We start from the raw sequence: 22,709 nt of genomic DNA on the forward strand, positions 1-22,709 counted from the left end.
CTACCCACCTGATGTGTCCACGACCACTCGCCATCAAACCCGGAGAAGACATACAACGGGCGAACAGGACGCGTACGTTGACGACGACTCCGGCTCAGCCCGCGAGGGCCCGCGCGGCGGACTCCAGCCGGAGCATGGCCTCCTCGTCCGGGGTGCCGGGAGCGGCCTGATAGACGACCATCCGCTGGCCACCCGTACGGGCCAGCCGCATGACCTCGTACGTCAACGTCATCGGGCCGGCCTTCGGATGCCGGAACCGCTTCTGTCCGCCGCCGCGCTCACAGACGTCGTACCGCTCCCAGAGTCCGGCGAACTCCGGTGACTTCAGCACCAGTTCACCGACGAGCGCGGTCAGCTCGGGGTCGTCCGGATCGGCTCCGGCGACCGCCCGCAGATGCGCCACCGAGAGGGCGACGGTCTCCTCCCAGGGGTCGTAGAGCGTCCGGCCGACCGGGTGCAGGAACAGATAGCGGGTCAGGTTGCGCTGCTCCTCCGGCCACTCCCACAGGCCCGGCAGCAGTCGCCGCCCGGGCGGGTTCGCGGCCAGGACGCGGTTGTAGCGGCTCACCACGTACGCGGGCAGCGGGCGCACCGACTCCAGCATCCGCAGGACGGATTCACGGACGGTGTGGTCCGCGGAGGCGGGCAGCTCGGTGGGCCGTCCGGAGGCCAACTCGGCGAGCTCATGCAGGCGTTCGTACCCGTCGCCGCGCAGTCGCAGGGCGCGGCCGAGGGCGTCCAGGACGGCGGGCGAGGGGTTGGTCTCCCGGCCGCGCTCCAGGCGGATGTAGTAGTCGACGCTGACCCCGGCGAGCGCGGCGAGTTCCTCCCGGCGCAGTCCGGGGGTGCGGCGCAGACCGGCACCGGCCGGGAGCCCCACGTCCTGCGGCCGTATCTGCGCCCGACGGGCCTTGAGGTATCGCCCGAGTTCGGTCCCCCGGGTATCCACAGCTGCCATCCGGCCATTGTCGCAGGCACCCGCCGAACGCTGAGGGGGTGCACCAGGGCCTGGAACACCACACCCGGGCACAGCGCGGTCTGCCGCGCGGCCGCGAACGGGCGGAGAGTGGTCGTGCCGGAGCGGGCGGTCGGACGGCCGGGGTCCAGGGGGTGCACGACACCGGACCGCGCCCTCGACCGCCCTGAACCGCCCGCCCGGCACACACCAGGGAGCCGCTCACCACAGGGGTCACGACCAGCAGCCCACTCAGTTACGGAGGACCAGCCGCCCGCTCGCTCCCCCACCTGAAGCCTCTACGCCCACCACCCGCACGATCCGCGTCTCAACCCCGCACGCAGGCTGTCCCCTCGACCCGCCACCTCAGCCCCGCACCCAGGCTGTCCACTCGACCCGCCACCTGAAGCCCTCACGCCCAGCTGCCCGCTTGGCCACCCGTCGCAAGCCACTCACCTCCAGCCACCCGCTCAACCACCCGCCCCGGGCCCCGCCCTCCCCAGCCGCCCGCCTCCCGCCCTCCCCCTCCGTCGCACAGGAGTTCACCATGCCGTCCGCACCTACGCCGTCCCCGTCGTCGGCCCTATCCGCCGCTTCCCCTTCCGCTCTCGGCCGCAGCGCGGAGCGGTCCACCCCCGGACTCCGGCGGCACCTCCCTGATCGCGCGAGGCCAACCGCCCCCTCCTCCAAGACCCCCGCCCCGCCCCCGCGAAGCGGCACCGCCCTGCTCGCCTCTCTCCTCGGCTTCTCCGTGATCACGATCGACGTCTCGGCGGTGAACATCGCCCTGCCCGCGATCCGGAGCACCCTCAGCGGCGGCATGACCGGGCTCCAGTGGGTCGTCGACGCGTACACCCTGATGTTCGCGGCCCTGATGCTCTCCGCCGGCGCCCTCTCCGACCGCATCGGCGCGCGCCGCGCCTACGCGTGGGGCGTGGCTCTGTTCACCCTGGCCTCCCTCGGCTGCGCACTGGCCCCCGGCATCGGCGTACTGGTCGCCGCCCGCGTCGCACAGGGCGCCGCGGCGGCGATCGTGATGCCGGCCTCGCTGGCGTTGATCAGGGAGTCCTACGACGACGCACGCGCCCGTGCCCGAGCCATCGCGCTGTGGACGGTGGGCGGCTCGGTGGCGATGGCCGCGGGCCCGGTACTGGGCGGACTGCTCACCGACTCGGCCGGCTGGCGGGCGGTGTTCCTGCTCAACCTCCCGGTGGGCGCGGTGATCCTGGCCCTGCTGGTGCGGGTGAACCGCTCCCCGCGCCGCCCCGCCGCACTGGACGGCGGCGGCCAGCTCACCGCCGTACTGGCCCTGGCCGGCCTGGCGTTCGCGGTGATCGAGGGCGGCCACCTGGGCTGGACCAGCGCCCCCGTACTGGCGGCGGCCGCACTGGCCGTCGTCTCCGGCTACGCCTTCCGCGTGCTGGAGGCCCGCCACCCCCACCCCATGGTCCCGCTGACCATGCTGACGGACCGTCGGGTGGCAGTCCCGCTGGCGGTGGGCTTCTCGATCAACGCGGCCTTCTACGGCGGGATCTTCGCCCTCGGCCTCTACTACCAGCAGCTGCGCGGAATGTCGGCGATCACGGCGGGCCTGATGTTCGTCCCCATGTCGGCGGTGGTGACGGCGACCAACCTGGCGTCACCGCGGCTGGCGGAGCGCATCGGCCGACGCCGGGTGATAGTGACGGGCCAGATCATCTTCGTAGGAGCGATGCTGGCCCTGCTCCCCCTGACCGCGCACACCCCGATCTGGCTGGTCCTCACCCTCCTCCTCCCCCTGAGCATGGGCGGCGCGCTGGCCGTCCCGGCCCTCACGGCCCTCCTGATGGACGCGGTCCCCCAGTCCCGCACGGGCACCGCGTCAGGCCTCCTCAACTCCCTGCGCCAGACGGGCGGCGCCCTGTCGGTAGCCCTCTTCGGCACCCTCCTCTCCCCCACAGCCGACACCTTCTCCCTCCCGGGCCTGCACACAGCCCTCCTCACGGTGGCGGCCCTCCTCCTCACGACGACGGCCCTCGCCCACCTGTTTCTCCCTCGCGGCTGACTCACACCCCCGCCCCTTATGAGTACTCAATGAGCGCTCAATAGTGCTAGCCTCAATGGACGCAGGAAGGGAGCGGGCATGCCCAAGGAGTCGGCGAACAACCCGGTGAAGCGGCGTCGCGCCGAGCTGAACCTCACGCAGCAGGAGGCGGCGCGACGCGCTGACGTGTCCCTGGCTACCTGGCGGCGCTTCGAGAACAGCGCAGCCAACGCGGGCCCACTGGACGGATTCCGAGCGGACAACCTGCAAGGAATCGCTCGGGCGCTGAAGCTCAGCGTCACAGGGCTGAGGCAGTTGACCGACACCGACATCACCACCGAGAGCGGGGCGAGGGTCGACAGTCACGTCGAGATCGACGAGTCGGTCAGCGATGTCGTACGCCTGTTCAACAAGTCGTTCACGGGCGACCCGCTTACCCCTGTCGACGCCATGGCGCTGGCCAACACCGTCGACTTCTCGGATTTCGCCCCCACTCGGGACGGCAGGCTGCATCTGGACAGCTCGTTCAGCTACGAGTTCGCCGCTTACCTGAAAGGCGAGGCGACGATCCGGGACGTCGGCCTGTTGCGCGACCTGCCCGAGCTGGCCCTCACGCAGGTCAACAACCACTGGCTGGTACGCATGGGCGAACGCATCATGCGTATCGGCAGCGAGCTCGGGAAAGGGCGCGTTCCGCGTCCGCAGTGCCTCGCCGACGAGTACGCCCTGTGGATCGTCATCCAGAACACCGATCCGCCTCAACTGGGAGACGTTCTCGACACGTTCCCCGGGCTTCGGGACGCGGATGACGTATTCGGTCACGATCCCGATGTCGATGACCCCGACGACGAGGCCGCGATCCGGGAGGACTGGATGAACCGTATGGCGGGAGGCCTCCTCCCACCGGACGAAAGCCACGACCACCGGCGGTACGACCTGATCCTCCTGGAGGCATACCGGCAAGGCGTCTACGACACCGGCGACCCCCGTCACCCGGTTCGCTGGTTCGACCGGGACGACCTTCGTGAACGGTGCGAGTCGGAGCTGGCCTTCGTCAGATTGCCGAAAGAGGAACAGGAAGCACGGACCGCCGAAGCGCACAGCCGCATGTCAGAGATGCCGAGTCCGCTCGGCACGTGAAGAACACAGCGCACGGTCGACGAGGTCGGTGACCTCCCGGATCTGTCGCGCAGCGGTGATTTCGTCGCCGGGCCGACTGTGCAAGGAGACGGTGACGGCACTTCGCCCGTCAGAGGCGGGCCACACCATATAGCCGAATCCGCTGCCGCTGTGGCCCCAGTACCCACCGCCGCAGGACAGTGGGGTCCAGTCGAGGCCGAGACCGTCACGTGCGCCCGGCGGCGAACCGTGGTCGGCGGACACTGCGACCGTGCGCTGCATTTCCGCCAGTTGCTCGGGAGCCGGCAACTCGCCCCCTACCAGCGCTTTGAAGAACCTGTTGATGTCCGCCGCTTCGGCGATCATCGCCCCGTCTGCGTCACCGTCGAGCCTGGACCTCACGTTCCCACGAACGGCCCGTGACCGCTTTGATCACCATGCCCGAGAGGACGTAATTGGTGTTGAAGTACTTCCAGTTCGTACCCGGTGCGAAGGACGGCGGGTGCCGCATGGCGAAGGCGACACGTTGCTCGGAGGTACAGGTGGTCCAGCGATGCGTGCGGTATCAGGCGGCGCTGAGGTCCGGGACGACGTCACCGATGTAGTCGGGCAACCCACTGGTGTGCTGGAGCAGTCGACGCAGGGTGATCCTGCGTCCGTCATTGCCTTGGCCACGGACTACGCCCGGCAGCTACCTGTCCACCGTGTCGTCCAGCGACAGCCGGTCCTCGCCGACGAGTTGGAGCAGGACGGTCGCCACGAACGTCTTCGTGGCGCTGCCGATCCTCACGTACTCGTCTTGGGGCACCGGTTTCCCGGTGTTGATGTCACCGACCCCGCTGCGGGCCGTGCGCACTCCCTGTGGCGTCTCCACGGTGACCGACACTCCGGTGACGCAAGAGACGAGACAGCGAATGGGCGGGCCCGGCGTGCCGCACGTCCGGGCGAACAGGCCCCGGAAACCAAAGATCCCGCCCGATCAAGAAGATCGGACGGGATCTTATCAACTACTCCTGAGCGAACTCAAGAACAGTCGTTGCGGTGGACCTGTGGGGATTTGAACCCCAGACCCCCTCGATGCGAACGAGGTGCGCTACCGGACTGCGCCACAGGCCCTTGCAACGAGTGAAACTCTAGCATCCCCATCCGTGTGCTTGGAAATCCGTTCCCGGCTGGTCAAGGGGACCTCACTCGTTGGCCGCCCGCGGGCGCTCGCCGTCCTCGTACTGGTCGAAGAGCGGGGTGCGACCCCGTTCACGGGCGCGGCGGGCGGACGCGGCGCGGCGGGCGTCGGTGCGGCCGTCCGCCGCCGCTCTGTCCTCCGAGCCGGCCGCCCCGTCCGACGGCTCCTCCGCCACCGCGTCCGCCACGACGTCCGTCTCCTGCTCCGGCGCGACCGCGCTGGACCGCGCCGAGCTCCACGCGTCCGGCGCCCCGAGGTCCACGTCCGGCGTGGCCCGCGGCGCGACCGGCGCGGTCACGTACGTCGGCAGCGGCACCGGCACCGGATCCCAGCTGTCGCCGTGCCCCGGCCTGCGCTGCCGCTCCCGCTGCTGGTCGACCCACTCGGCGTGGTCGGTCTGCTCGACGAGGGCGCGCCGGTCGGCGGCGAGTGCCGACAGCCCGGCATCGGTCTGCGTCTCTGGTCCCTCGTCCGGTTCGTCGGCGTCCGCACCGGTCGCGACGGACGCCCGCCGGCGCGGCTCGCGCGAACGCTCCCGCAGTCGCTGCGCGGCGGCCTCCGCCCGGCGCCGGTCCATCTGGTAGGCGAACCGCCGGCGTTCCTGGGAGCGCAGATAGGCGATGTACGCGCTGAGCATCACGGCCGGCACGCCCGGTGCCCACAGGAACGTGAGCCCGCCGACGGCCGCGACGACCGCGCCCAGCGTGAAGGCGATGAAGAGCATCACCGTCGTACGCCGACGGCGCGCGAGCACCTTCGAGCGCCGGGCGCGCGCGGCGGCCGCCTCGGCGGACGGCGTACGCCGGGCGGCGCCCAAAGCGGAGGCGTTCGAAGCGGAGGCGCCCGAAGCGGAGGCGTTCGAAGCGGGAGCGGAGGCGGAGGGGGCTTTGGCGGAAGAGGCCGGTCCACCGGCCGTCTGTTTGCGCGCCGCTTCCCGCGAGGGCTCCCGTACCGTCGCCTTGGCCTGCGGACGCGCCGGAGGCATGGCGAAGGCCCGGACGTCCACCGAGTCGGTGACGGCGTCCGGTTCGTCGGCGGCGCGCTCCTCCTCGTCGGTGGAGCGCGCGCGCAGGTCCTTGGCGTACCGACGCTCCATGCCCGCCCGTCCGGACAGCAGCCGGATGGCGGTGCTGAAGCGTTCCGTCGGACGGGCCTCGTTCAGCTCGTCCTGCCTACGGAGCCACATCGGCACCAAGTAGGCGGCCCAGGCCCCGACAATGACTGCGTAGATGAGGCCGCTGCTGCTCACGCCTCACACCGTAGAGGGGTTTGCGTGAGGCCATCCGCCAATTGGGCCGGTGTGTCGCACGATCCGGCTGATATTTCGAGCTTTTTTTGTGACCGATCCGATCAGCAGGCCGCCGAGGACGCGAATTCAATGCCCTGAGACAGTCATCCGGCGATCATTTTCGAACACTTATTCAATTACTCGTCGACCGCGCCCGCTGCCAGCGTCGCAGCAGGCCGTCGGGCACCTCCTCCGCGGTGAGCGCGAAGACGAGATGGTCGCGCCAGGCGCCGTCGATGTGGAGATAGCGCGGCCGCAGCCCCTCCTCACGGAATCCGAGTTTCTCCACGACCCGGCGGCTGGGGCCGTTCTCGGGCCGAATGCAGACCTCGATGCGGTGCAGCCCCACGGTCCGGAAACAGTGGTCCACGGCGAGCGCCACGGAGGTGGGCATCACCCCGCGCCCGGCCACCGACTGGTCCACCCAGTAGCCGACGTGCCCCGAGCACATGGAGCCCCAGGTGATCCCGGCGACCGTCAACTGCCCGACCAGCTGGCCCTGGTACTCGATGACGAACGGCAGCATCCGGCCCGCGTTCGCCTCGGAGCGCAGATGCCGGACCATCTGGCGGTAGGTCGGCCGGTGCGCGATCGGCCCGCTGGGGGTGGGCGGCGGGATGGTCGCCTCCCAGGGGCGCAGCCAGTCCCGGTTGCGCCGGTTGACCTCGCGCCACATGCGCTGGTCACGCATCCTTATGGGCCTCAGGACGACATCGCCGTCCGCCAGTACGACGGGCCATGACGGGCTGTTCAGCTCGCACCCCCACTGCCGGCGCCGGGTCTGACGTGGTCGCTGCCGCGGATCTGGTCGACGGCGTGCGTCAGGAGGGGCTCCAGGACGGCCAGGCCGTCCTTCACCCCGCCGCTGGAACCCGGCAGGTTGACGATCAGCGTGCCCCGCGCGACCCCGGCCAGGCCCCGGGACAGCGCGGCGGTCGGCACCTTGTCGCGGCCGTACGCGCGGATGGCCTCCGCGATGCCCGGCACCTCGTGGTCGAGCACCGCGCGGGTCGCCTCGGGGGTGCGGTCGGTGGGCGAGATGCCGGTGCCGCCGGTGGTGACGACGACGTCGTATCCGGCGTCGACGCCCGCGCGCAGGGCGGCCTCCACGGGGTCCCCGTCGGGGACGACCTGCGGGCCGTCGACGGCGAAGCCGAAGCGTCTGAGGCCGTCGGCGACCAGCGGGCCGCCCTTGTCCTCGTAGACCCCGGCGGCGGCCCGGTTGGAGGCGGTGATGACCAGGGCGCTGTACGGCGCCGACAGGGCGCCGCCGACCGACCCGTCGAGTGTCATGTCCGGCTCCAGTCGCCCGACTTGCCGCCCGTCTTCTCCTCGACCCGTACGTCCGTGATGACCGCTCCCTTGTCGACCGCCTTGACCATGTCGATCACGGTGAGCGCGGCGACCGAGACCGCGGTGAGCGCCTCCATCTCGACGCCCGTGCGGTCCGTGGTCTTCACGGTGGCCAGGATCTCCACGGCGTCGTCCGCGACCGACAGGTCCAGTTTCACACCCGACACCGACAACGGGTGGCACAGCGGGATCAGGTCCGGGGTCCGCTTGGCGCCCATGATCCCCGCGATGCGCGCGGTGGCGAGCGCGTCCCCCTTGGGGACCCCCTCGCCGCGCAGCAGCTCGATCACCCGGGGCGAGACCAGGACCCGGCCGCTGGCCCGGGCGGTGCGCGCGGTCACGTCCTTGTCGGATACGTCGACCATCCGGGCGGCGCCCGCGTCGTCGATGTGTGTCAGTCGGTCCTGCGTACTCATGGTTGTGCGGCGCTCCCGGTCCGGCCTGTCGTGCGCGACACGGTACCGCCAACCAGGCCCTCTCAGCCGAGCAGGACCACTTCGACCTCGGTGCCGGGCTCCACGGACTCCACGTCCTCCGGTACGACGATCAGCGCGTTGGCGTGCGCCAGGGCCGCGACCAGATGGGACCCGGCGCCCCCGACCGGGCTGACCTCGCCGTCCGCGTGCAGGCCCCGCAGGAACTGGCGGCGCCCCTTGGGCGAGCTCAGCGCCCTCTGGGCGGTCAGTGTGGCCCGCACCTTCGGCCGGTGGACGTCCTCCAGGCCCATCAGGGCGCGGATCGCGGGGCGGACGAACAGCTCGAAGGAGACGTACGACGACACCGGGTTGCCCGGCAGGGCCAGCAGCGGGGTGTGGTCGGGGCCGACGGAGCCGAAGCCCTGGGGCTTGCCGGGCTGCATGGCGAGCTTGCGGAAGTCGACGCCGCTGCCCGGTTCGTCCTCGTCGCCGGCGTACGACAGCGCCTCCTTGACGACGTCGTACGCGCCGACGCTCACGCCGCCCGTGGTGACCATGAGGTCGGCGCGGACGAGCTGGTCCTCGATGGTGGAGCGGAGCGTCTCGGGGTCGTCGGGGACGGCGCCCACGCGGTAGGCGATGGCGCCCGCGTCCCGGGCGGCCGCGGTGAGCGCGAAGCTGTTGGAGTCGTGGATCTGGCCGCTGCCGAGGCTCTCGTCGGGCTGGACGAGTTCGCTGCCGGTGGACATGACGACCACGCGCGGGCGCGGGCGCACGCGTACGGTGCCGCGGCCGATCGCGGCGAGCAGGCCGATCTGCGGCGGGCCGAGGACGGTGCCGGCCTCCAGGGCGCGGTCGCCGGCCCGGACGTCGCTGCCCCGCGCGCGCACGTGCGCGCGTGCCTGTGCGGAGCGGTACACGTGTACGTGCCCCTCGGCGCCCTCGGGGGCCAGGCTGCTGGCGCGCATCCCGCTCACCGGGCCCTCGCCGAGCCCCCCGTCGGTCCACTCGACCGGGACGACGGCCTCGGCGCCGGGCGGCAGCGGGGCGCCGGTCATGATGCGGGCGGCCTGGCCGGGGCCCACATGGAGCAGGTCGGCCTGGCCCGCCGCGACGTCGCCGACGACCTCGAGGACGGCGGGGAACTCCTCGCTCGCGCCCGCCACGTCCGCGACCCTGACCGCGTACCCGTCCATGGAGCTGTTGTCGAACGGCGGGAGGGAGACCGGGACCGTGACGTCCTCGACCAGGACGCAGCCCTGGGCGTCGAGCAGGTGCAGCTCGATGGGTTCGAGGGGACGGACGGTCGCGAGGATGTCCTCCAGGTGTTCGTCCACCGACCAGAGGTGGTCCTGGTCGGCGGGGCGGGTCGCGGCGCTGCTCAAATCCCTACATCTCCTCGGCTACGAAACTGCGAAGCCAGGTCCGGAAGTCCGGTCCCAGGTCTTCACGTTCGCATGCGAGTCTGACAATGGCACGCAGATAGTCGCCGCGGTCGCCGGTGTCATAGCGGCGCCCCTTGAAGACGACGCCGTGCACCGGGCCGCCGACCTTCCCCGTGGCGGTAGCCACTGATACATGCGTCTGGGCCAGCTGCTGGAGGGCGTCGGTGAGCTGGATCTCGCCTCCGCGGCCGGGCTCGGTCTTGCGCAGTATCTCGAAGATGTGCGGGTCGAGGACATAGCGGCCGATGACCGCGTAGTTCGACGGGGCGTCCGCCGGGTCGGGCTTCTCGACCAGGCCGGTCACCTTGACGACGTCGCCGTCGTCGGTGGCCTCCACGGCGGCGCAGCCGTAGAGGTGGATCTGCTCGGGGGCGACCTCCATCAGGGCGATCACACTGCCGCCGTGCCGCTCCTGGACGTCGACCATCCGCTTGAGCAGCGGGTCGCGCGGGTCGATCAGGTCGTCGCCGAGGAGGACGGCGAAGGGCTCGTGGCCGACGTGCGGCGCCGCGCAGAGCACCGCGTGGCCGAGGCCCTTGGGGTCGCCCTGGCGGACGTAGTGCATGGTCGCCAGGTCGCTGGACTCCTGCACCTTCGCGAGCCGGCCGGCGTCGCCCTTCTTCTGCAGGGCGGATTCCAGCTCGTAGTTGCGGTCGAAGTGGTCCTCAAGGGGGCGTTTGTTGCGTCCTGTGATCATGAGGACGTCGTCGAGGCCCGCGGAGACGGCCTCCTCGACCACGTACTGGATCGCCGGCTTGTCCACGACCGGCAGCATCTCCTTGGGAGTGGCCTTGGTGGCCGGCAGGAACCGGGTGCCGAGGCCCGCTGCGGGGATGACAGCCTTGCTGATCCGAGGGTGAGACTGAGTCATGCCCGCAACCCTATCCGGCGCTTTTGCGTGGAATCTGAGGCTCCGGTTAATTGGGCCTGATATCAGCGTATTGAAAGGGTACGGGTGCAGCCTTTGAGTCACACCGGACGTCCGGCCGAGCCTGACAAGCGAATGTTGCGACGGGAACTCCTCGCGGTGAGGAACAGGTTGACGGCCGATGACGTGCGGGAATCGGGTGCCGCGCTGGCCCGGCGGGCGCTGGGGCTGCCCGAGCTGGCGCGTGCGCGCACGGTGGCGGCGTACGTCTCCGTGGGGGGCGAACCCGCCACGCTCGCGCTGCTGGACGAGCTGCGCGCGCGGGGCGTGCGCGTCCTGCTCCCCGCGCTCCTGCCGGACCACGACCTCGACTGGGGCGCCTACGCCGGCGAGGGCTCCCTGGCCCGGGTCCAGCACGGCGGAAAGATGGCCCTCTTCGAGCCCGCCGGGGAACGGCTGGGCCCGGACGCCGTGACCACCGCCGACGTGGTGCTGCTGCCGGGTCTGGCGGTCGACGGGCGCGGGATGCGCCTGGGGCGCGGCGGGGGGTCGTACGACCGGGTGCTCGCGCGCCTGGAGCGCGCGGGCGCACGACCGGCGCTGGTGGTGCTCCTGTACGACACCGAGGTCGTCGCCCGGGTCCCGGCGGAGGCACACGACCGCCCGGTGCACGCCGTGGTCACACCGGCAGGCGTGCGCCGCTTCCCGGCCGAGGCGTGAAAGGGCCCCTCCACGCGCGCGTGGAGGGGCCCTTCGTCCGGTCGGCTACGGCTTCAGCACCAGTGTGTCGCTCGTGCTCTTGTCGACGGCACTGTCCGAGAAGGACCAGTCGAGCAGTTCGCCCTTGACCCACTTGCCGGTCTGGTCGGTGTAGTGCGAGCTGAAGGCGTGCCCCGAGGCGCCCGTGAGGTTGATCCACTTCGACTTGTCGAGGTCGCCGAGGTTGACCACCATGCGCATCGACGGCACCCAGACGACGCCGTAGCCCCCTGCGGCGTTCCAGCCGGTCGCGTTGACCGTCGCCTCGCCGCCGCCGAGCTTCCAGGGGCCGCGGTTGAGGAGGTACTTCACGACGTCGGGGCCGTCGGTGCCCAGGGTCTGGTTGTTCAGGAACAGGCGGTGCAGCCGGCCCCAGCTCCAGGTATCGATGTCCTTGCCGAGCTTCGCGGTCAGCTCCCAGCGGGCGTCGATCATGGCGCGCTTGAACAGCTCGTCGCGGTTGGTGGCCTTGGGACGGTCGCCGACGCCGGCCGGCGTCTTCCACCAGTCACTGTTCGGGTCGTTCATCAGCTTGCGGACCACCTCGAACCAGCGGTCGCCGCCGTCGGGCTGCGCCTGGTCGGCGTCGCGCTGACCGCACTCGCGGACCTTGTCGGTGTCGTCCACCGGCCCCGTGGTGTTGACCGGGTCGACCCACAGGCACTGGCCCTTGACCCGCAGCTCCTTGGGCAGCTTGTTGCCGAACGCGAGCTTGAGGATGTTGCGCCAGACCGCGTTGAAGTAGGCGGCCGCCGCCGAGTCGGCGTCCTGGGTGTAGTCCCAGCCCTCCAGGAGCTCCTGGGCCTCGCGGACGTCCTTGTCGTCGATGTCGATCTTCAGCAGCTGGGGCACGAGCAGCTTGGCGATCTCGCTGCTGTTGTCGAGCTGCATCTGACGCATGTCGTCGGTGGAGAGCTTGCCGCCGCCCTTGATCTTCTGCTGGATCAGGTCGGTGATGCGCTGGCTGCGGGTGCCGTAGCCCCAGTCCGTGGTGAGCGTGTAGGGGTATTTGTCCTTGTCGACCACGGCCTGGTTGGCGGTGACGATGTAGCCGCGCTTCGGGTTGTACTCGTAGGGCAGCTCGTCCTGCTGGATGTACTTGCCGGTCCAGGTGTACTTGGGGTCCCAGCCGGGGGCCGGGATGGCGCCGGTGTCGCCCTTCTGGCGGATCGGGATGCGTCCGGGCAGCGTGTAGCCGATGTTCTCGGAGTCGGCGTAGACGAGGTTCTGCGAGGGCACGTCGAACAGGGACGCGGCCTGGCGGAACTCGCTCCAGTTCGACGCCTTGTCCATCGCGAAGACGGCGTCCATGGAGGTGCCGGGGTCCAGCGCGGTCCAGCGCAGGGAGACGCCGTAGCCGTCGCCCCGGTCGGGTGCCTCGTTGCCCACGCCGGCCTTCTTGCCGACCTGGACGAGTTCGTCGTTGCGGTCGGAGAGCAGGGGGCCGTTGTTGGTCTCGCGGACGACGATCTTCTTGGACGCGCCGCCGGCGACCTTGATGGTCTCCTCGCGCGTGGTGAAGGGCTTGACCTTGCCGTCGTAGAGGTAGCCGTCGCCGCTGAGCTTCTCCAGGTAGAGGTCGGTGACGTCGACGCCGGAGTTGGTCATGCCCCAGGCGATCTTCGCGTTGTGGCCGATGATCACACCGGGCATGCCCGCGAAGGTGTAGCCGGTGACGTCGTACTGGCACTTGCTGGAGACGGTGCGGCAGTGCAGGCCCATCTGGTACCAGACGGACGGCAGCGCGGCCGACAGGTGCGGGTCGTTGGCCAGCAGCGGGTGGCCGGTGATGGTGTGCGAGCCCGCGACGACCCACGAGTTGGAGCCGATGCCGTTGCCGTTGACGCCGACGGCCGTCGGGACGTCGTCCAGGACGTCGGAGAGGCCCGAGAGCTGGCTCTGGAGGGCCGAGGAGGCCGAAGAGGCCGTCGTGGTGCCGTCGGTGCCCGTGCCGCCGTTCGTCGAGGTGCCGGTGCCCGTGCCGGACAGGCCGTTGTTCGCCGAGCTGCCGTTCTGCTGGAACGTCCCGGTGAGCTCGTCGTACTGGCCCTCCTGGACGATCGTCTGGTTGCGGCTGTACGGGTAGTCCGGGTACAGGTCGGCGATCTGCTTCGGGCCGAGGCGGCTGGTCATCAGGGCCCGGTCGATCTCGTCCTGCATGTTGCCGCGCAGGTCCCAGGCCATCGCCTTGAGCCACGAGATCGAGTCGACCGGAGTCCACTTCGCGGGCTTGTAGTCGTTGACGAAGCCGAGCGCGGCGTACTCCAGGGAGATCTCCTTGCCGCTCTTGCCCTGGAGGTAGGCGTTGACCCCCTTGGCGTACGCCTGGAGGTACTTCTTGGTGGAGGCCGACAGCTTGGTGTCGTACTCCTCCTTGGCGACCCGGTCCCAGCCGAGCGTGCGCAGGAACTCGTCGTTGTCGACCTGGCTCTTGCCGAACATCTCCGACAGGCGCCCGGAGGTCATGTGCCGGCGGACGTCCATCTCGTAGAACCGGTCCTGCGCCTGGACGTAGCCCTGCGCCATGAAGAGGTCCTCGTCGGAGGAGGCGTAGATCTGCGGGATGCCGTAGCCGTCCCGCTTGACGTCCACGGGCCCCGACAGGCCCTCCAGCGTGATCGAGCCCTTGGTCTGCGGCAGGGACGCGCGGACCGTGCTCACCGACCAGTAGCCGCCGTAGGCGATGCCACCGATGACGGCCAGGACGAGCACGAGAACGATCAGGCGGGCTCTGCGCCCCTTCTTCCTGCCGGACTTGCCGGGCTGCTGACCCGATGAGGCGGTGGTGGTGGGGGGCATCGCTGTCCTTGCTGTCCTAACGCGAGCGGCAGGGCGGGCTGTGCTTTTGACTGAGAGCCTGTGTGACACAGGCTCTGCGCGCTGGAGCAACCATAGGCGCAGCGCCTACGGCCACTTGACGCGGAGTCGGGAACTGGAGGGCACGGGCGTTCGATCTCGGGGCGAGAAGCGTCAAGAAATCGTCAAGAGTTAGGTAAGGTAACGAAGTACTTGGGTGCGGAGCCTCACCTCTTCGTGTCCTATGTACGTGAGCTCACGCGCGCGTGATGCGGGTGAGCCAGGGAAGGGAACGGCCGCTGACAGTCCACCACCTCAACCAGCTCCTGCTCGTCTGCTCGCTCGTCCTGCTCGTCGCCGTGGCAGCGGTCCGGATCTCCTCGCGCAGCGGGCTCCCCAGCCTGCTCGTGTACCTGGGGATCGGCATCGCCATGGGCCAGGACGGCATCGGCGACATCCACTTCGACAACGCCGAACTGACCCAGGTCATCGGATACGCGGCCCTGGTCGTGATCCTGGCCGAGGGCGGCCTCGGCACGAAGTGGAAGGAGATCAAACCGGCCCTGCCCGCCGCCACCGCGCTCGCGCTGGCCGGGGTCGCGGTGAGCGTCGGGGTCACGGCGACGGCCGCGCACTACCTGATCGGCCTCGAGTGGCGTCAGGCGCTCATCATCGGGGCGGTCGTCTCCTCCACGGACGCGGCGGCGGTCTTCTCGGTGCTGCGCCGCATCCCGCTGCCCGCGCGCGTGACGGGCACGCTGGAGGCCGAGTCCGGCTTCAACGACGCCCCGGTGGTCATCCTGGTCGTCGCCTTCTCCCAGGCGGGCCCCGTCGAGCACTGGTACGTCCTGCTGGGCGAGATAACCATGGAGCTGGCCATCGGCGCCGCCATCGGCATCGCGGTGGGCTGGCTCGGCTCCTGGGGCCTCCGGCACGTGGCGCTGCCCGCCTCCGGCCTCTACCCGATCGCCGTCATGGCGATCGCCGTCACGGCGTACGCGGCGGGCGCCATGGCCCACGGCAGCGGCTTCCTCGCCGTCTATCTGGCCTCGATGGTCATGGGCAACGCCAAGCTGCCGCACTGGCCCGCCACGCGCGGTTTCGCCGACGGCCTCGGCTGGATCGCCCAGATCGGCATGTTCGTCCTGCTCGGCCTGCTGGTCACCCCGCACGAACTCGGCGACGACGTCCTGCCCGGACTCGTCATCGGGCTGGTGCTCACGATGGTGGCGCGCCCCCTGAGCGTCTTCCTGTGCCTGACCCCGTTCAAGGTCGCCTGGCAGGAGCAGACCCTGATGTCCTGGGCGGGCCTGCGCGGCGCCGTGCCCATCATCCTGGCGACGATCCCCATGGTGAACGGCGTCGAGGGCAGCCGGCGCATCTTCAACATCGTCTTCGTCCTGGTCGTCGTATACACCCTCGTCCAGGGTCCGACGCTGCCCTGGCTGGCCCGCAAGCTGCGCCTGGGCGAGGGCCCCGAGGCCGCCGACCTCGGCATCGAGTCCGCCCCACTGGAGCGGCTGCGCGGGCATCTGCTGTCCGTCGCGATCCCCGAGGGCTCCCGGATGCACGGCGTGGAGGTCAACGAGCTCAGGCTGCCCGCCGGAGCCGCCGTCACCCTCGTCGTCCGCGATGGAAAATCGTTCGTTCCGCTGCCCACCACGGTGCTCCGGCGCGGCGACGAACTCCTCGTCGTCGCCACCGACCCGGTCCGCGACGCCGCGGAACAGCGCCTTCGCGCGGTCGGCCACGGCGGCAAGCTGGCGGGCTGGCTGGGCACGGGCGGCGGCCGGGACACAGGTTAAGAGCGTGTTACGCGCTCCCTGTACGATGAGGGCGCACTCCTGATCGAACCAACTCTGCCTGACGCAGTGCTGGCGCGACCGTATGGCGGCCGAGACACCCTCCGTGGTGTGGCATCTACCGCAGTCCGCGCAAGAGGACAGCTCTCGGCCCGCCCCTCAAGGGGGCGCGCTACCAGGCGGCAGAAAGGCACGGGCCGTGGCATCCACGGTCACCTCCTCCCGCCCGGGATACGGACAGCTGCTGCGCACCCGCGGCGCCTGGACGTTCCTGCTCCCCGGCTTCGCGGCACGCCAGCCGTTCGCGATGCTCACCCTCTCCCTCGTGCTGCTCGTCCAGCACACCACCGGCTCCTACGGCGCGGCAGGCGCCGTCGCGGCGGTCACCGGTGTCTCCATGGCGCTGTTCGCGCCCTACAGCGGCCGTCTCGCGGACCGTCACGGGCAGCGCGCGGTGCTGGTCCCCGGCGTCCTCGTGCACACGGCGTCGGGCATCGCCCTGACCGTCCTGGCGCTGTCCCACGCCCCCCTTTGGGCGCTGTTCGCGGCGGCCGTGCCCACCGGCGCCTCGGTGCCGCAGATCGGGCCCATGGTGCGCGCCCGCTGGGGCGTCAAGCTCCAGGGCTCACCCCTGATGACCACCGCGGCGGCCTTCGAGTCGGTCACGGACGAGCTGACCTTCGTCTTCGGCCCACTGCTGGCCACCGCCCTGTGCACCGCCGTGCACCCCGCGGCCGGCCTGCTGACCGAGGCCTCGCTGACGCTGCTCGGCGGACTTCTGTTCGCCGCACAGAAGAGCTCACAGCCGTCCGTCCCTTTCGGGGTCTACGCGCGCGTGGAGCACACCTCGGCGCTGCGGGTCCCCGGGGTGCGCGTGCTGATCGTGACCTTCCTGGGCATCGGTGCCGTCTTCGGCGGCATGCAGGTCTCGCTCGCCGCGTTCAGCGAGTCGATCGGCGAGCCCGGCCTGAACGGCGTCCTGTACGGCGTCTTCGCGGCGGGCAACATGATCTCCGGCCTGGTCTGCGGCGCGATCGCCTGGAAGGTGGCCCCGCGCAGGCGCCTGGTCGTCGCTTACGGCGCCCTCGCCCTGACGGCCTCCGGCCTGTGGGCCGCGCACTCGGTGCTCGTCCTCGCGGGCCTCGGCCTCCTGGTCGGCATGTGCATCGCGCCCACTCTGATCACCGGCTACACCCTGGTCGAGAACCTGGTCCCGGCCGGTGCCCGCACCGAGGCCTTCACCTGGCTGACCGGAGCGGTGGCGCTCGGCCAGGCGGCCGCCGTCACGGTCGCCGGACAGCTGGAGGACCGTCTCTGGGACGGCTCCGGATTCCTGGTGCCGATGGGCGGCACGCTGCTGGCCCTGGCGACCCTGCTGGCGCTGCGTTCGCACCTGGTGGGGCGGCCCCGCAGCCGCACCGTCGCGCGTGGCATCGGTCACCGAGTGCCGGTGGCAGTGGACTGATCCCCGGGAATACGTCACTATGGACCCTCGTTAGCACTCATTGAGTGAGAGTGCCAGGAGGAAGACAAGTGCCGACCTACCAGTACCAGTGCACCGAGTGCGGCGAGGGCCTCGAGGCGGTGCAGAAGTTCACCGACGACGCCCTGACCGAGTGCCCCAGCTGCGGTGGCCGCCTGAAGAAGGTGTTCTCCGCGGTCGGCATTGTCTTCAAGGGCTCCGGCTTCTACCGGAACGACAGCCGCGGCTCCTCGTCGAGCAGCTCCCCGGCGTCGTCGTCCTCGAAGTCGTCGACGTCGTCCGACTCCTCGTCTTCGTCGTCCTCCTCGTCGACGTCCTCCTCGTCGTCCTCGGACTCGAAGTCGTCGAGTTCGGGCAGCTCGGCCGGCAGCAGCTCCGCCGCGTAGTTCTCGCTTCCCCAGGACCCGGTCGCCGTACGACGGCCGGGTCTTCGGTGTTTCCTCCGGCACCCGGCGTGCTCGTTGCGGGCCGGATACTGTGCGGGACATGGCGAACGCAGAGATCGGCGTAATCGGCGGTTCCGGCTTCTACTCGTTCCTCGACGACGTGACCGAGATCCAGGTCAACACCCCCTACGGCCCGCCCAGCGACTCCCTGTTCCTCGGCGAGGTGGCCGGGCGGCGGGTCGCCTTCCTGCCCCGGCACGGGCGCGGTCACCATCTGCCGCCGCACCGGATCAACTACCGGGCCAATCTGTGGGCGCTGAGGTCGGTGGGGGCGCGGCAGATCCTCGGACCGTGTGCCGTGGGCGGGCTGCGTCCGGAGTACGGGCCGGGCACGCTGCTCGTGCCGGACCAGCTGGTCGACCGTACGAAGTCCCGGGCGGGAACCTACTTCGACGGGCTGCCGCTGCCGGACGGCGCGGTGCCGCACGTGGTGCACGTCTCCCTGGCCGACCCGTACTGCCCCGTGGGCCGGGCGGCCGCGCTGAAGGCGGCGCGCGGGCGGGACTGGGAGGCGGTGGACGGCGGCACGCTCGTCGTGATCGAGGGGCCGCGGTTCTCGACCCGTGCCGAGTCGCTGTGGCACCGGGCTCAGGGCTGGTCGGTGGTGGGCATGACCGGGCATCCCGAGGCGTCCCTCGCCCGTGAACTGGAGCTCTGCTACACGTCGTTGACGCTGGTCACGGATCTCGACGCGGGCGCCGAGACCGGCGAGGGCGTCTCCCACGAGGAGGTCCTGCGGGTGTTCGCGGCGAACGTGGACCGGCTGCGGGGTGTGCTGTTCGACGCGGTGGCCGCGCTGCCGGCGGACGGGGAGCGGGACTGTCTGTGCGCGAACGCGCTGGGTGGGATGGACCCGGGGTTCGAACTGCCGTAGCGACGACGGAAGTTCTCGTTCGGGTGACGGAGTTTTCCACAACCGGCTGGTAGTCCACCGGTCCCTGCGAGGGGTCGGCGCGATGCCTCATCGTGGCAGCGCAGGCCGATCCCTTCGTCGCAGGTGGTGGTTCCCGTGTCCTTCGCTCCGTCTCCCTCGTCCTTCTCGTCCCCCTCGCCCCTCTCCCCCGTCCCTCCGTACCCGCCCGGCGCGGACGCCCCTCCCACCTGCGAGGTTCCGCACTTCGCGCCGGTGCGGGTGCGCGGCGGGCGGTATCCGCTCGGGCGTCTGGTCCGGCACCGCAAGCGGGCCGTGGCCGTCGGCCTGGTCGTCACCGCGGCCGCGCTCGTGGCGGCGGGGCCCCGGGACGGCGGCGGCGACCGGGCCCGGGGGCATCCGGTGACCGCGTCCGTACGGGAGCACAGGTCCGTGCGGGAGCACCGGGTCGTCGAGACCGTGTCCGCGCCGGTGCGGATCGCCGACGGTGCGACGGTCCGGCTGCTGCGGCCCGGGGACCGGGTCGACGTCATCGCCGCCGAGGAGTCGGCGACGGGCGGGGACGCGCATGTGGTCGCCCGGGGAGCGCGCGTGACCGAGGTGCCTCAGGCGCCGGCCGCCGAGAGCGGGAGCGGCGCGCTGGTCGTGCTCTCGGTGCCGCGCACGACCGCGGCGCGTCTCGCCGGGGCGAGCACGACGGCCCGTCTGGCGGTGACGCTGTGTTGAGCCGTACGGTGCACCTGCCGCGCGAGACGCTGTCAAGTCCCTCTTTGGAGCTACCCAATTGGACAGGGTCACCTGGCGTTGACGTAGGTTGCGGAGCTGTTTGTTCCACACCCTGTGCATGCGAGGAGAACCACCGAGGTGAGCGAGAAGAAGCCCAACGTCTGGGACGGCTTCAAGGCATTCCTGACGCGCGGGAACGTCGTCGACCTGGCAGTCGCGGTGGTCATCGGCGCCGCCTTCACCAACATCGTCAACTCGGTGGTGAAGGGGATCATCAACCCGCTGGTGGGGGCGATCGGCACGAAGAACCTCGACAGCTACAGCTCGTGCCTGCAAGCGCCGTGCAAGGTCGCGGCGGACGGCACAGTGCTGAGCGGAATCCCGATCAGGTGGGGCTCGGTGCTCGGCGCCACCCTCAGCTTCGTGATCACCGCGGCCGTCGTGTACTTCCTGATGGTCCTGCCGATGTCGAAGTACCTGGCCCGCGTGGAGGCCCGCCGGAAGGCGAAGGAGGGCACCCACGAGGTCATCGAGGTGACCGAGCTGGAGGTCCTCAAGGAGATCCGCGACGCGATGGTCGCCCAGCGGGGCTCGGGGCACGACGGGCGCTAGCGCCGGCCGTCACCGCCCGTCGAAGCGGGTGGGCCGCGGTGCGGTCGGCTCAGAGGTGGTGGGGCGGCTTCTCGTCCAGGAACCGCTTCAGGTCGGCCGCGCCGTCCCCTGCGGAGTGCGAGCGCTCGCCCCAGCCGCTGTCCGTGTCGTCGGAGGACTGCTGGTCCAGCGGGTCGTCGAAGACCAGGGCGGGCTTCGGCGCGCGCGGCTCGGGGGCGGGATCGGGGACAGCGCTCATGCCTCCAGGGTACGGCGAGAATTTCCCGCGGTTGTCTGCTGTGCTGGGGCTCATGACCTCCGCTTCCGCCCGCAGCCCGCTGCGCAGACTCACCGCCCGCGGCCGTGACGAGGCCCACCGGGTCGCCTCACCGCTGGAACTCTTCTTCGACCTGTGCTTCGTCGTCGCCATCGCCCAGGCCGGCGTGGCCCTGGTGCACGCCGTCGCCGAGGGACACGCAGGCGAGGGCATCCTCAACTACGCGATGGTGTTCTTCGCCATCTGGTGGGCGTGGATGAACTTCACCTGGTTCGCCTCGGCGTACGACAACGACGACGTGCTCTACCGGGTCGTCACCCTGATACAGATCGCCGGGGTCCTGGTGCTGGCGGCCGGGGTGTCCAGGGCGTTCGACGACCACGACTTCCTGGCCGTGCTGCTGGGCTATGTGATCATGCGGCTGGCGCTGATCGCGCAGTGGCTGCGGGTGGCGCGTTCGTGCGAGGGGCCGGAGCGGACCATGGCCCTGCGGTACGCCGGTGGCGTGCTGCTCTGCCAGGTCGGCTGGCTGGGCCTGGTGGTGTTCCCCGAGGGCGGCCGGGCCTGGGTGTTCCCGGTGATGGCGGTGCTGGAGATGTGCGTGCCTCCCTTCGCCGAGAAGGACCACACGACGTCGTGGCATCCGCATCACATCGCCGAGCGGTACGGGCTGTTCACGATCATCGTGCTCGGCGAGACGATCGCCGCAGCCACGGTCGCCGTCAAGTCGGGCATCGACGAGCACGACGCGCTGGACGAGCTCCTGCCGATCGCCGCGGGCGGACTGCTGATCATCTTCGCCGCCTGGTGGATCTACTTCGTGGTGCCCATCCACGGCCATCTGCGCTCCAACAGACAGGCGTTCCTATGGGGCTACGGCCACTACCTGGTCTTCGCCTCGGCCGCCGCGATCGGGGCGGGCCTGGAGGTGGCCGTGGAGCAGGCCGTCGGCAAGGCGCACATCTCCACGCTCGCCGCGTCGGCCGCGGTGACCCTGCCGACCGCGCTGTACCTCCTGACCGTCTGGGTCCTGCACTCGCGCCACTTCAAGGTCGGCACCGCTCAGCAACTGGTGCTTCCGGTGACGGCGCTGCTGGTGATCTGCTGCACCTTCCTGGGTGACGCGGCGGTGCCCGCGGCGGGCGTCGTGGCGGCGCTGGCCGTGGTGACCGGGACGACGCTCACGGCGCGCATGGTCGCCCGGGACGAAAGAGAGGCGGTGGCGACCAGACTGGTCCCATGACAGTGGACGCTTTGACGGACGTAGCCGGAGTGCGGGTGGGACACGCGACGCGCACCGGCGGTGGTTGGCTCACCGGCACGACCGTGGTGCTCGCACCGGAAGGCGGCGCCGTGGCCGCGGTGGACGTACGCGGCGGCGGCCCCGGCACCAAGGAGACCGACGCGCTCGATCCGCGCAACGTGGTGGAGAAGGTCGAGGCGATCGTGCTCACCGGGGGCAGCGCCTACGGGCTCGACGCGGCCTCCGGGGTGATGGCCTGGCTGGAGGAGCAGGGGCGGGGGGTGCGGGTCGGGCCGGACCCGCGGCATGTCGTTCCCGTGGTGCCGGCGGCGTGCGTGTTCGACCTGGGGCGCGGCGGGGATTTCCGGGCCCGGCCGGACGCGGCGACCGGGCGGGCGGCGGTCGAGGACGCGGCGGCGAGCGACGTGGGGGCGGTGGTCCCGGAAGGGTGCGTGGGGGCGGGGACCGGGACCGTGGTCGGGGCCATGAAGGGCGGGGTGGGGACGGCGAGTTCCGTGCTCCCCTCGGGGGTCACGGTGGCGGCGCTGGTGGTGGTGAACGCGATGGGGTCGGTGCTGGATGCCGGAACGGGGGTGCTGTACGGGGAGTTGTTCCAGGGGAGCGTGGACCGGCCGTCCGCGCCGGTGCACGAGGCCGCGTCGCGGCGGCTGGCGGAGACCGCGGCGAAGAACGCGCCGCCGTTGCTGAACACCACGCTCGCGGTGGTCGCCACGGACGCGGTGCTGTCCAAGGCGCAGGCGCAGAAGGTGGCTGGGACGGCGCACGACGGGATCGCGCGGGCGGTGCGGCCGGTGCACATGCTGAACGACGGGGACACGGTGTTCGCGCTGGCGACGGGGGCGGTGCCGCTGGACGCGGGGCATCCGCTGGCGCTCAACGACGTTCTCGCGGCGGGGGCGGACGTGGTGACGCGGGCGATCGTGCGGGCGGTGCGGGCGGCCGGGTCGGTGGCGGGTCCGGGCGGGGTGTGGCCGTCGTACACGGAGTTGTACGGGCGGCCTGCGGCGCCGGGCGACTGAGGCGGAGGCGGAGCCGCGCCGTCAT

20 protein-coding genes, 1 tRNA gene and 1 pseudogene are annotated in these 22,709 nt (G+C 70.9%); 11 read left to right on the forward strand and 11 right to left on the reverse strand.

The window, feature by feature from the left end:
• Nucleotides 1-94: 94 nt before the first annotated feature.
• The gene (locus ABZ896_RS02255) at nt 95-958 is read right to left on the reverse strand and encodes a helix-turn-helix domain-containing protein (RefSeq protein ID WP_360920521.1); all 864 of its coding nucleotides are present in this window, start codon (nt 956-958) and stop codon (nt 95-97) included.
• A 544-nt stretch (nt 959-1,502) separates the two neighbouring features.
• Here ABZ896_RS02255 and ABZ896_RS02260 point away from each other — a divergent pair.
• Entirely contained in the window at nt 1,503-2,999 is a 1,497-nt protein-coding gene (locus tag ABZ896_RS02260; RefSeq protein ID WP_360920524.1) for an MFS transporter, read from the forward strand.
• 78 nt (nt 3,000-3,077) lie between these two features.
• Nucleotides 3,078-4,118: a helix-turn-helix transcriptional regulator gene (locus tag ABZ896_RS02265; RefSeq protein ID WP_360920527.1), complete on the forward strand. Its 1,041-nt coding sequence runs from the start codon at nt 3,078-3,080 to the stop codon at nt 4,116-4,118.
• Here the strand turns inward: ABZ896_RS02265 and ABZ896_RS02270 are convergent.
• The 8 genes and pseudogenes from ABZ896_RS02270 to galU all read right to left on the reverse strand — a co-directional run bounded on the left by ABZ896_RS02270 (nt 4,089) and on the right by galU (nt 10,653).
• A pseudogene (locus tag ABZ896_RS02270) lies at nt 4,089-4,983 on the reverse strand (serine hydrolase domain-containing protein). The gene ABZ896_RS02265 and the pseudogene ABZ896_RS02270 sit on opposite strands and share 30 nt — an antisense overlap.
• A gap of 156 nt (nt 4,984-5,139) precedes the next feature.
• Nucleotides 5,140-5,213, reverse strand: a tRNA-Ala gene (locus ABZ896_RS02275).
• Nucleotides 5,214-5,284: 71 nt separating this feature from the next.
• A complete protein-coding gene (glpR, locus tag ABZ896_RS02280) occupies nt 5,285-6,529 on the reverse strand; it encodes a gephyrin-like molybdotransferase receptor GlpR (RefSeq protein WP_360920529.1) in 1,245 nt (414 codons plus the stop codon).
• 172 nt (nt 6,530-6,701) lie between these two features.
• Complete coding sequence (locus ABZ896_RS02285; RefSeq protein WP_360920716.1) at nt 6,702-7,322, reverse strand: GNAT family protein; 621 nt, start codon at nt 7,320-7,322, stop codon at nt 6,702-6,704.
• Complete coding sequence (locus tag ABZ896_RS02290; RefSeq protein ID WP_360920532.1) at nt 7,319-7,861, reverse strand: MogA/MoaB family molybdenum cofactor biosynthesis protein; 543 nt, start codon at nt 7,859-7,861, stop codon at nt 7,319-7,321. The genes ABZ896_RS02285 and ABZ896_RS02290 overlap by 4 nt, the downstream gene beginning before the upstream one ends.
• Nucleotides 7,858-8,337, reverse strand: a complete 480-nt coding sequence (gene moaC, locus ABZ896_RS02295) for a cyclic pyranopterin monophosphate synthase MoaC (protein WP_360920535.1) — start codon at nt 8,335-8,337, stop codon at nt 7,858-7,860. Before moaC ends, ABZ896_RS02290 begins: the two co-directional genes overlap by 4 nt.
• 62 nt (nt 8,338-8,399) lie before the next feature.
• On the reverse strand, nt 8,400-9,722 hold the full coding sequence (gene glp, locus ABZ896_RS02300; RefSeq protein WP_360920539.1) for a gephyrin-like molybdotransferase Glp: 1,323 nt from the start codon (nt 9,720-9,722) through the stop codon (nt 8,400-8,402).
• A 4-nt stretch (nt 9,723-9,726) separates the two neighbouring features.
• A complete protein-coding gene (gene galU / locus ABZ896_RS02305) occupies nt 9,727-10,653 on the reverse strand; it encodes a UTP--glucose-1-phosphate uridylyltransferase GalU (protein ID WP_360920542.1) in 927 nt (308 codons plus the stop codon).
• Nucleotides 10,654-10,785: 132 nt separating this feature from the next.
• Here galU and ABZ896_RS02310 point away from each other — a divergent pair, with 132 nt between their 5' ends.
• Nucleotides 10,786-11,370 (forward strand): 5-formyltetrahydrofolate cyclo-ligase, encoded by a 585-nt coding sequence (locus ABZ896_RS02310; RefSeq protein ID WP_360920545.1) that lies wholly within the window; start codon nt 10,786-10,788, stop codon nt 11,368-11,370.
• Nucleotides 11,371-11,415: 45 nt separating this feature from the next.
• On the opposite strand, the gene ABZ896_RS02315 is transcribed toward ABZ896_RS02310, so the two are convergent.
• Nucleotides 11,416-14,208 (reverse strand): penicillin acylase family protein, encoded by a 2,793-nt coding sequence (locus ABZ896_RS02315; protein WP_360920548.1) that lies wholly within the window; start codon nt 14,206-14,208, stop codon nt 11,416-11,418.
• Nucleotides 14,209-14,474: 266 nt separating this feature from the next.
• Here ABZ896_RS02315 and ABZ896_RS02320 point away from each other — a divergent pair, with 266 nt between their 5' ends.
• From ABZ896_RS02320 to mscL, 6 genes are all read left to right on the forward strand, one after another.
• Entirely contained in the window at nt 14,475-16,010 is a 1,536-nt protein-coding gene (locus ABZ896_RS02320) for a potassium/proton antiporter (protein ID WP_360920551.1), read from the forward strand.
• A gap of 196 nt (nt 16,011-16,206) precedes the next feature.
• Nucleotides 16,207-17,472, forward strand: coding sequence for an MFS transporter (locus ABZ896_RS02325; RefSeq protein WP_360920554.1), 1,266 nt, complete (start codon nt 16,207-16,209; stop codon nt 17,470-17,472).
• Between the two features lie 68 nt (nt 17,473-17,540).
• Entirely contained in the window at nt 17,541-17,876 is a 336-nt protein-coding gene (locus ABZ896_RS02330) for an FmdB family zinc ribbon protein (RefSeq protein ID WP_360920557.1), read from the forward strand.
• 100 nt (nt 17,877-17,976) lie between these two features.
• Entirely contained in the window at nt 17,977-18,810 is an 834-nt protein-coding gene (locus ABZ896_RS02335) for an S-methyl-5'-thioadenosine phosphorylase (RefSeq protein ID WP_360920561.1), read from the forward strand.
• Between the two features lie 135 nt (nt 18,811-18,945).
• Nucleotides 18,946-19,533, forward strand: a complete 588-nt coding sequence (locus tag ABZ896_RS02340; RefSeq protein ID WP_360920564.1) for a hypothetical protein — start codon at nt 18,946-18,948, stop codon at nt 19,531-19,533.
• 138 nt (nt 19,534-19,671) lie between these two features.
• The gene (gene mscL, locus ABZ896_RS02345; RefSeq protein WP_360920567.1) at nt 19,672-20,145 is read left to right on the forward strand and encodes a large conductance mechanosensitive channel protein MscL; all 474 of its coding nucleotides are present in this window, start codon (nt 19,672-19,674) and stop codon (nt 20,143-20,145) included.
• A gap of 49 nt (nt 20,146-20,194) precedes the next feature.
• Here the strand turns inward: mscL and ABZ896_RS02350 are convergent, their stop codons facing one another.
• Nucleotides 20,195-20,383, reverse strand: coding sequence for a hypothetical protein (locus tag ABZ896_RS02350; RefSeq protein ID WP_360920571.1), 189 nt, complete (start codon nt 20,381-20,383; stop codon nt 20,195-20,197).
• A 52-nt stretch (nt 20,384-20,435) separates the two neighbouring features.
• Between ABZ896_RS02350 and ABZ896_RS02355 the strand changes: the two genes are divergently transcribed.
• Both ABZ896_RS02355 and ABZ896_RS02360 read left to right on the forward strand, forming a co-directional pair.
• Nucleotides 20,436-21,644, forward strand: a complete 1,209-nt coding sequence (locus tag ABZ896_RS02355; RefSeq protein WP_360920574.1) for a low temperature requirement protein A — start codon at nt 20,436-20,438, stop codon at nt 21,642-21,644.
• On the forward strand, nt 21,641-22,684 hold the full coding sequence (locus ABZ896_RS02360) for a P1 family peptidase (protein ID WP_360920577.1): 1,044 nt from the start codon (nt 21,641-21,643) through the stop codon (nt 22,682-22,684). Before ABZ896_RS02355 ends, ABZ896_RS02360 begins: the two co-directional genes overlap by 4 nt.
• Nucleotides 22,685-22,709 lie beyond the last annotated feature (25 nt).

It is taken from the genome of Streptomyces sp. NPDC047072 (assembly GCF_040643855.1).
In the GTDB taxonomy this organism is placed as follows: domain Bacteria; phylum Actinomycetota; class Actinomycetes; order Streptomycetales; family Streptomycetaceae; genus Streptomyces.

What these genes read in the sequence shown, in the direction of transcription:
- ABZ896_RS02360 (WP_360920577.1), top strand. Translation starts at nt 21,641, where the DNA reads ATGACAGTGGACGCTTTGACGGACGTAGCCGGAGTGCGGGTGGGACAC.
- ABZ896_RS02310 (WP_360920545.1), top strand. Translation starts at nt 10,786, where the DNA reads ATGTTGCGACGGGAACTCCTCGCGGTGAGGAACAGGTTGACGGCCGAT.
- ABZ896_RS02355 (WP_360920574.1), top strand. Translation starts at nt 20,436, where the DNA reads ATGACCTCCGCTTCCGCCCGCAGCCCGCTGCGCAGACTCACCGCCCGC.
- ABZ896_RS02265 (WP_360920527.1), top strand. Translation starts at nt 3,078, where the DNA reads ATGCCCAAGGAGTCGGCGAACAACCCGGTGAAGCGGCGTCGCGCCGAG.
- ABZ896_RS02350 (WP_360920571.1), bottom strand. Translation starts at nt 20,383, where the DNA reads ATGAGCGCTGTCCCCGATCCCGCCCCCGAGCCGCGCGCGCCGAAGCCC.
- ABZ896_RS02260 (WP_360920524.1), top strand. Translation starts at nt 1,503, where the DNA reads ATGCCGTCCGCACCTACGCCGTCCCCGTCGTCGGCCCTATCCGCCGCT.
- ABZ896_RS02320 (WP_360920551.1), top strand. Translation starts at nt 14,475, where the DNA reads ATGCGGGTGAGCCAGGGAAGGGAACGGCCGCTGACAGTCCACCACCTC.
- galU (WP_360920542.1), bottom strand. Translation starts at nt 10,653, where the DNA reads ATGACTCAGTCTCACCCTCGGATCAGCAAGGCTGTCATCCCCGCAGCG.
- ABZ896_RS02255 (WP_360920521.1), bottom strand. Translation starts at nt 958, where the DNA reads ATGGCAGCTGTGGATACCCGGGGGACCGAACTCGGGCGATACCTCAAG.
- ABZ896_RS02335 (WP_360920561.1), top strand. Translation starts at nt 17,977, where the DNA reads ATGGCGAACGCAGAGATCGGCGTAATCGGCGGTTCCGGCTTCTACTCG.
- ABZ896_RS02315 (WP_360920548.1), bottom strand. Translation starts at nt 14,208, where the DNA reads ATGCCCCCCACCACCACCGCCTCATCGGGTCAGCAGCCCGGCAAGTCC.
- moaC (WP_360920535.1), bottom strand. Translation starts at nt 8,337, where the DNA reads ATGAGTACGCAGGACCGACTGACACACATCGACGACGCGGGCGCCGCC.
- ABZ896_RS02290 (WP_360920532.1), bottom strand. Translation starts at nt 7,861, where the DNA reads ATGACACTCGACGGGTCGGTCGGCGGCGCCCTGTCGGCGCCGTACAGC.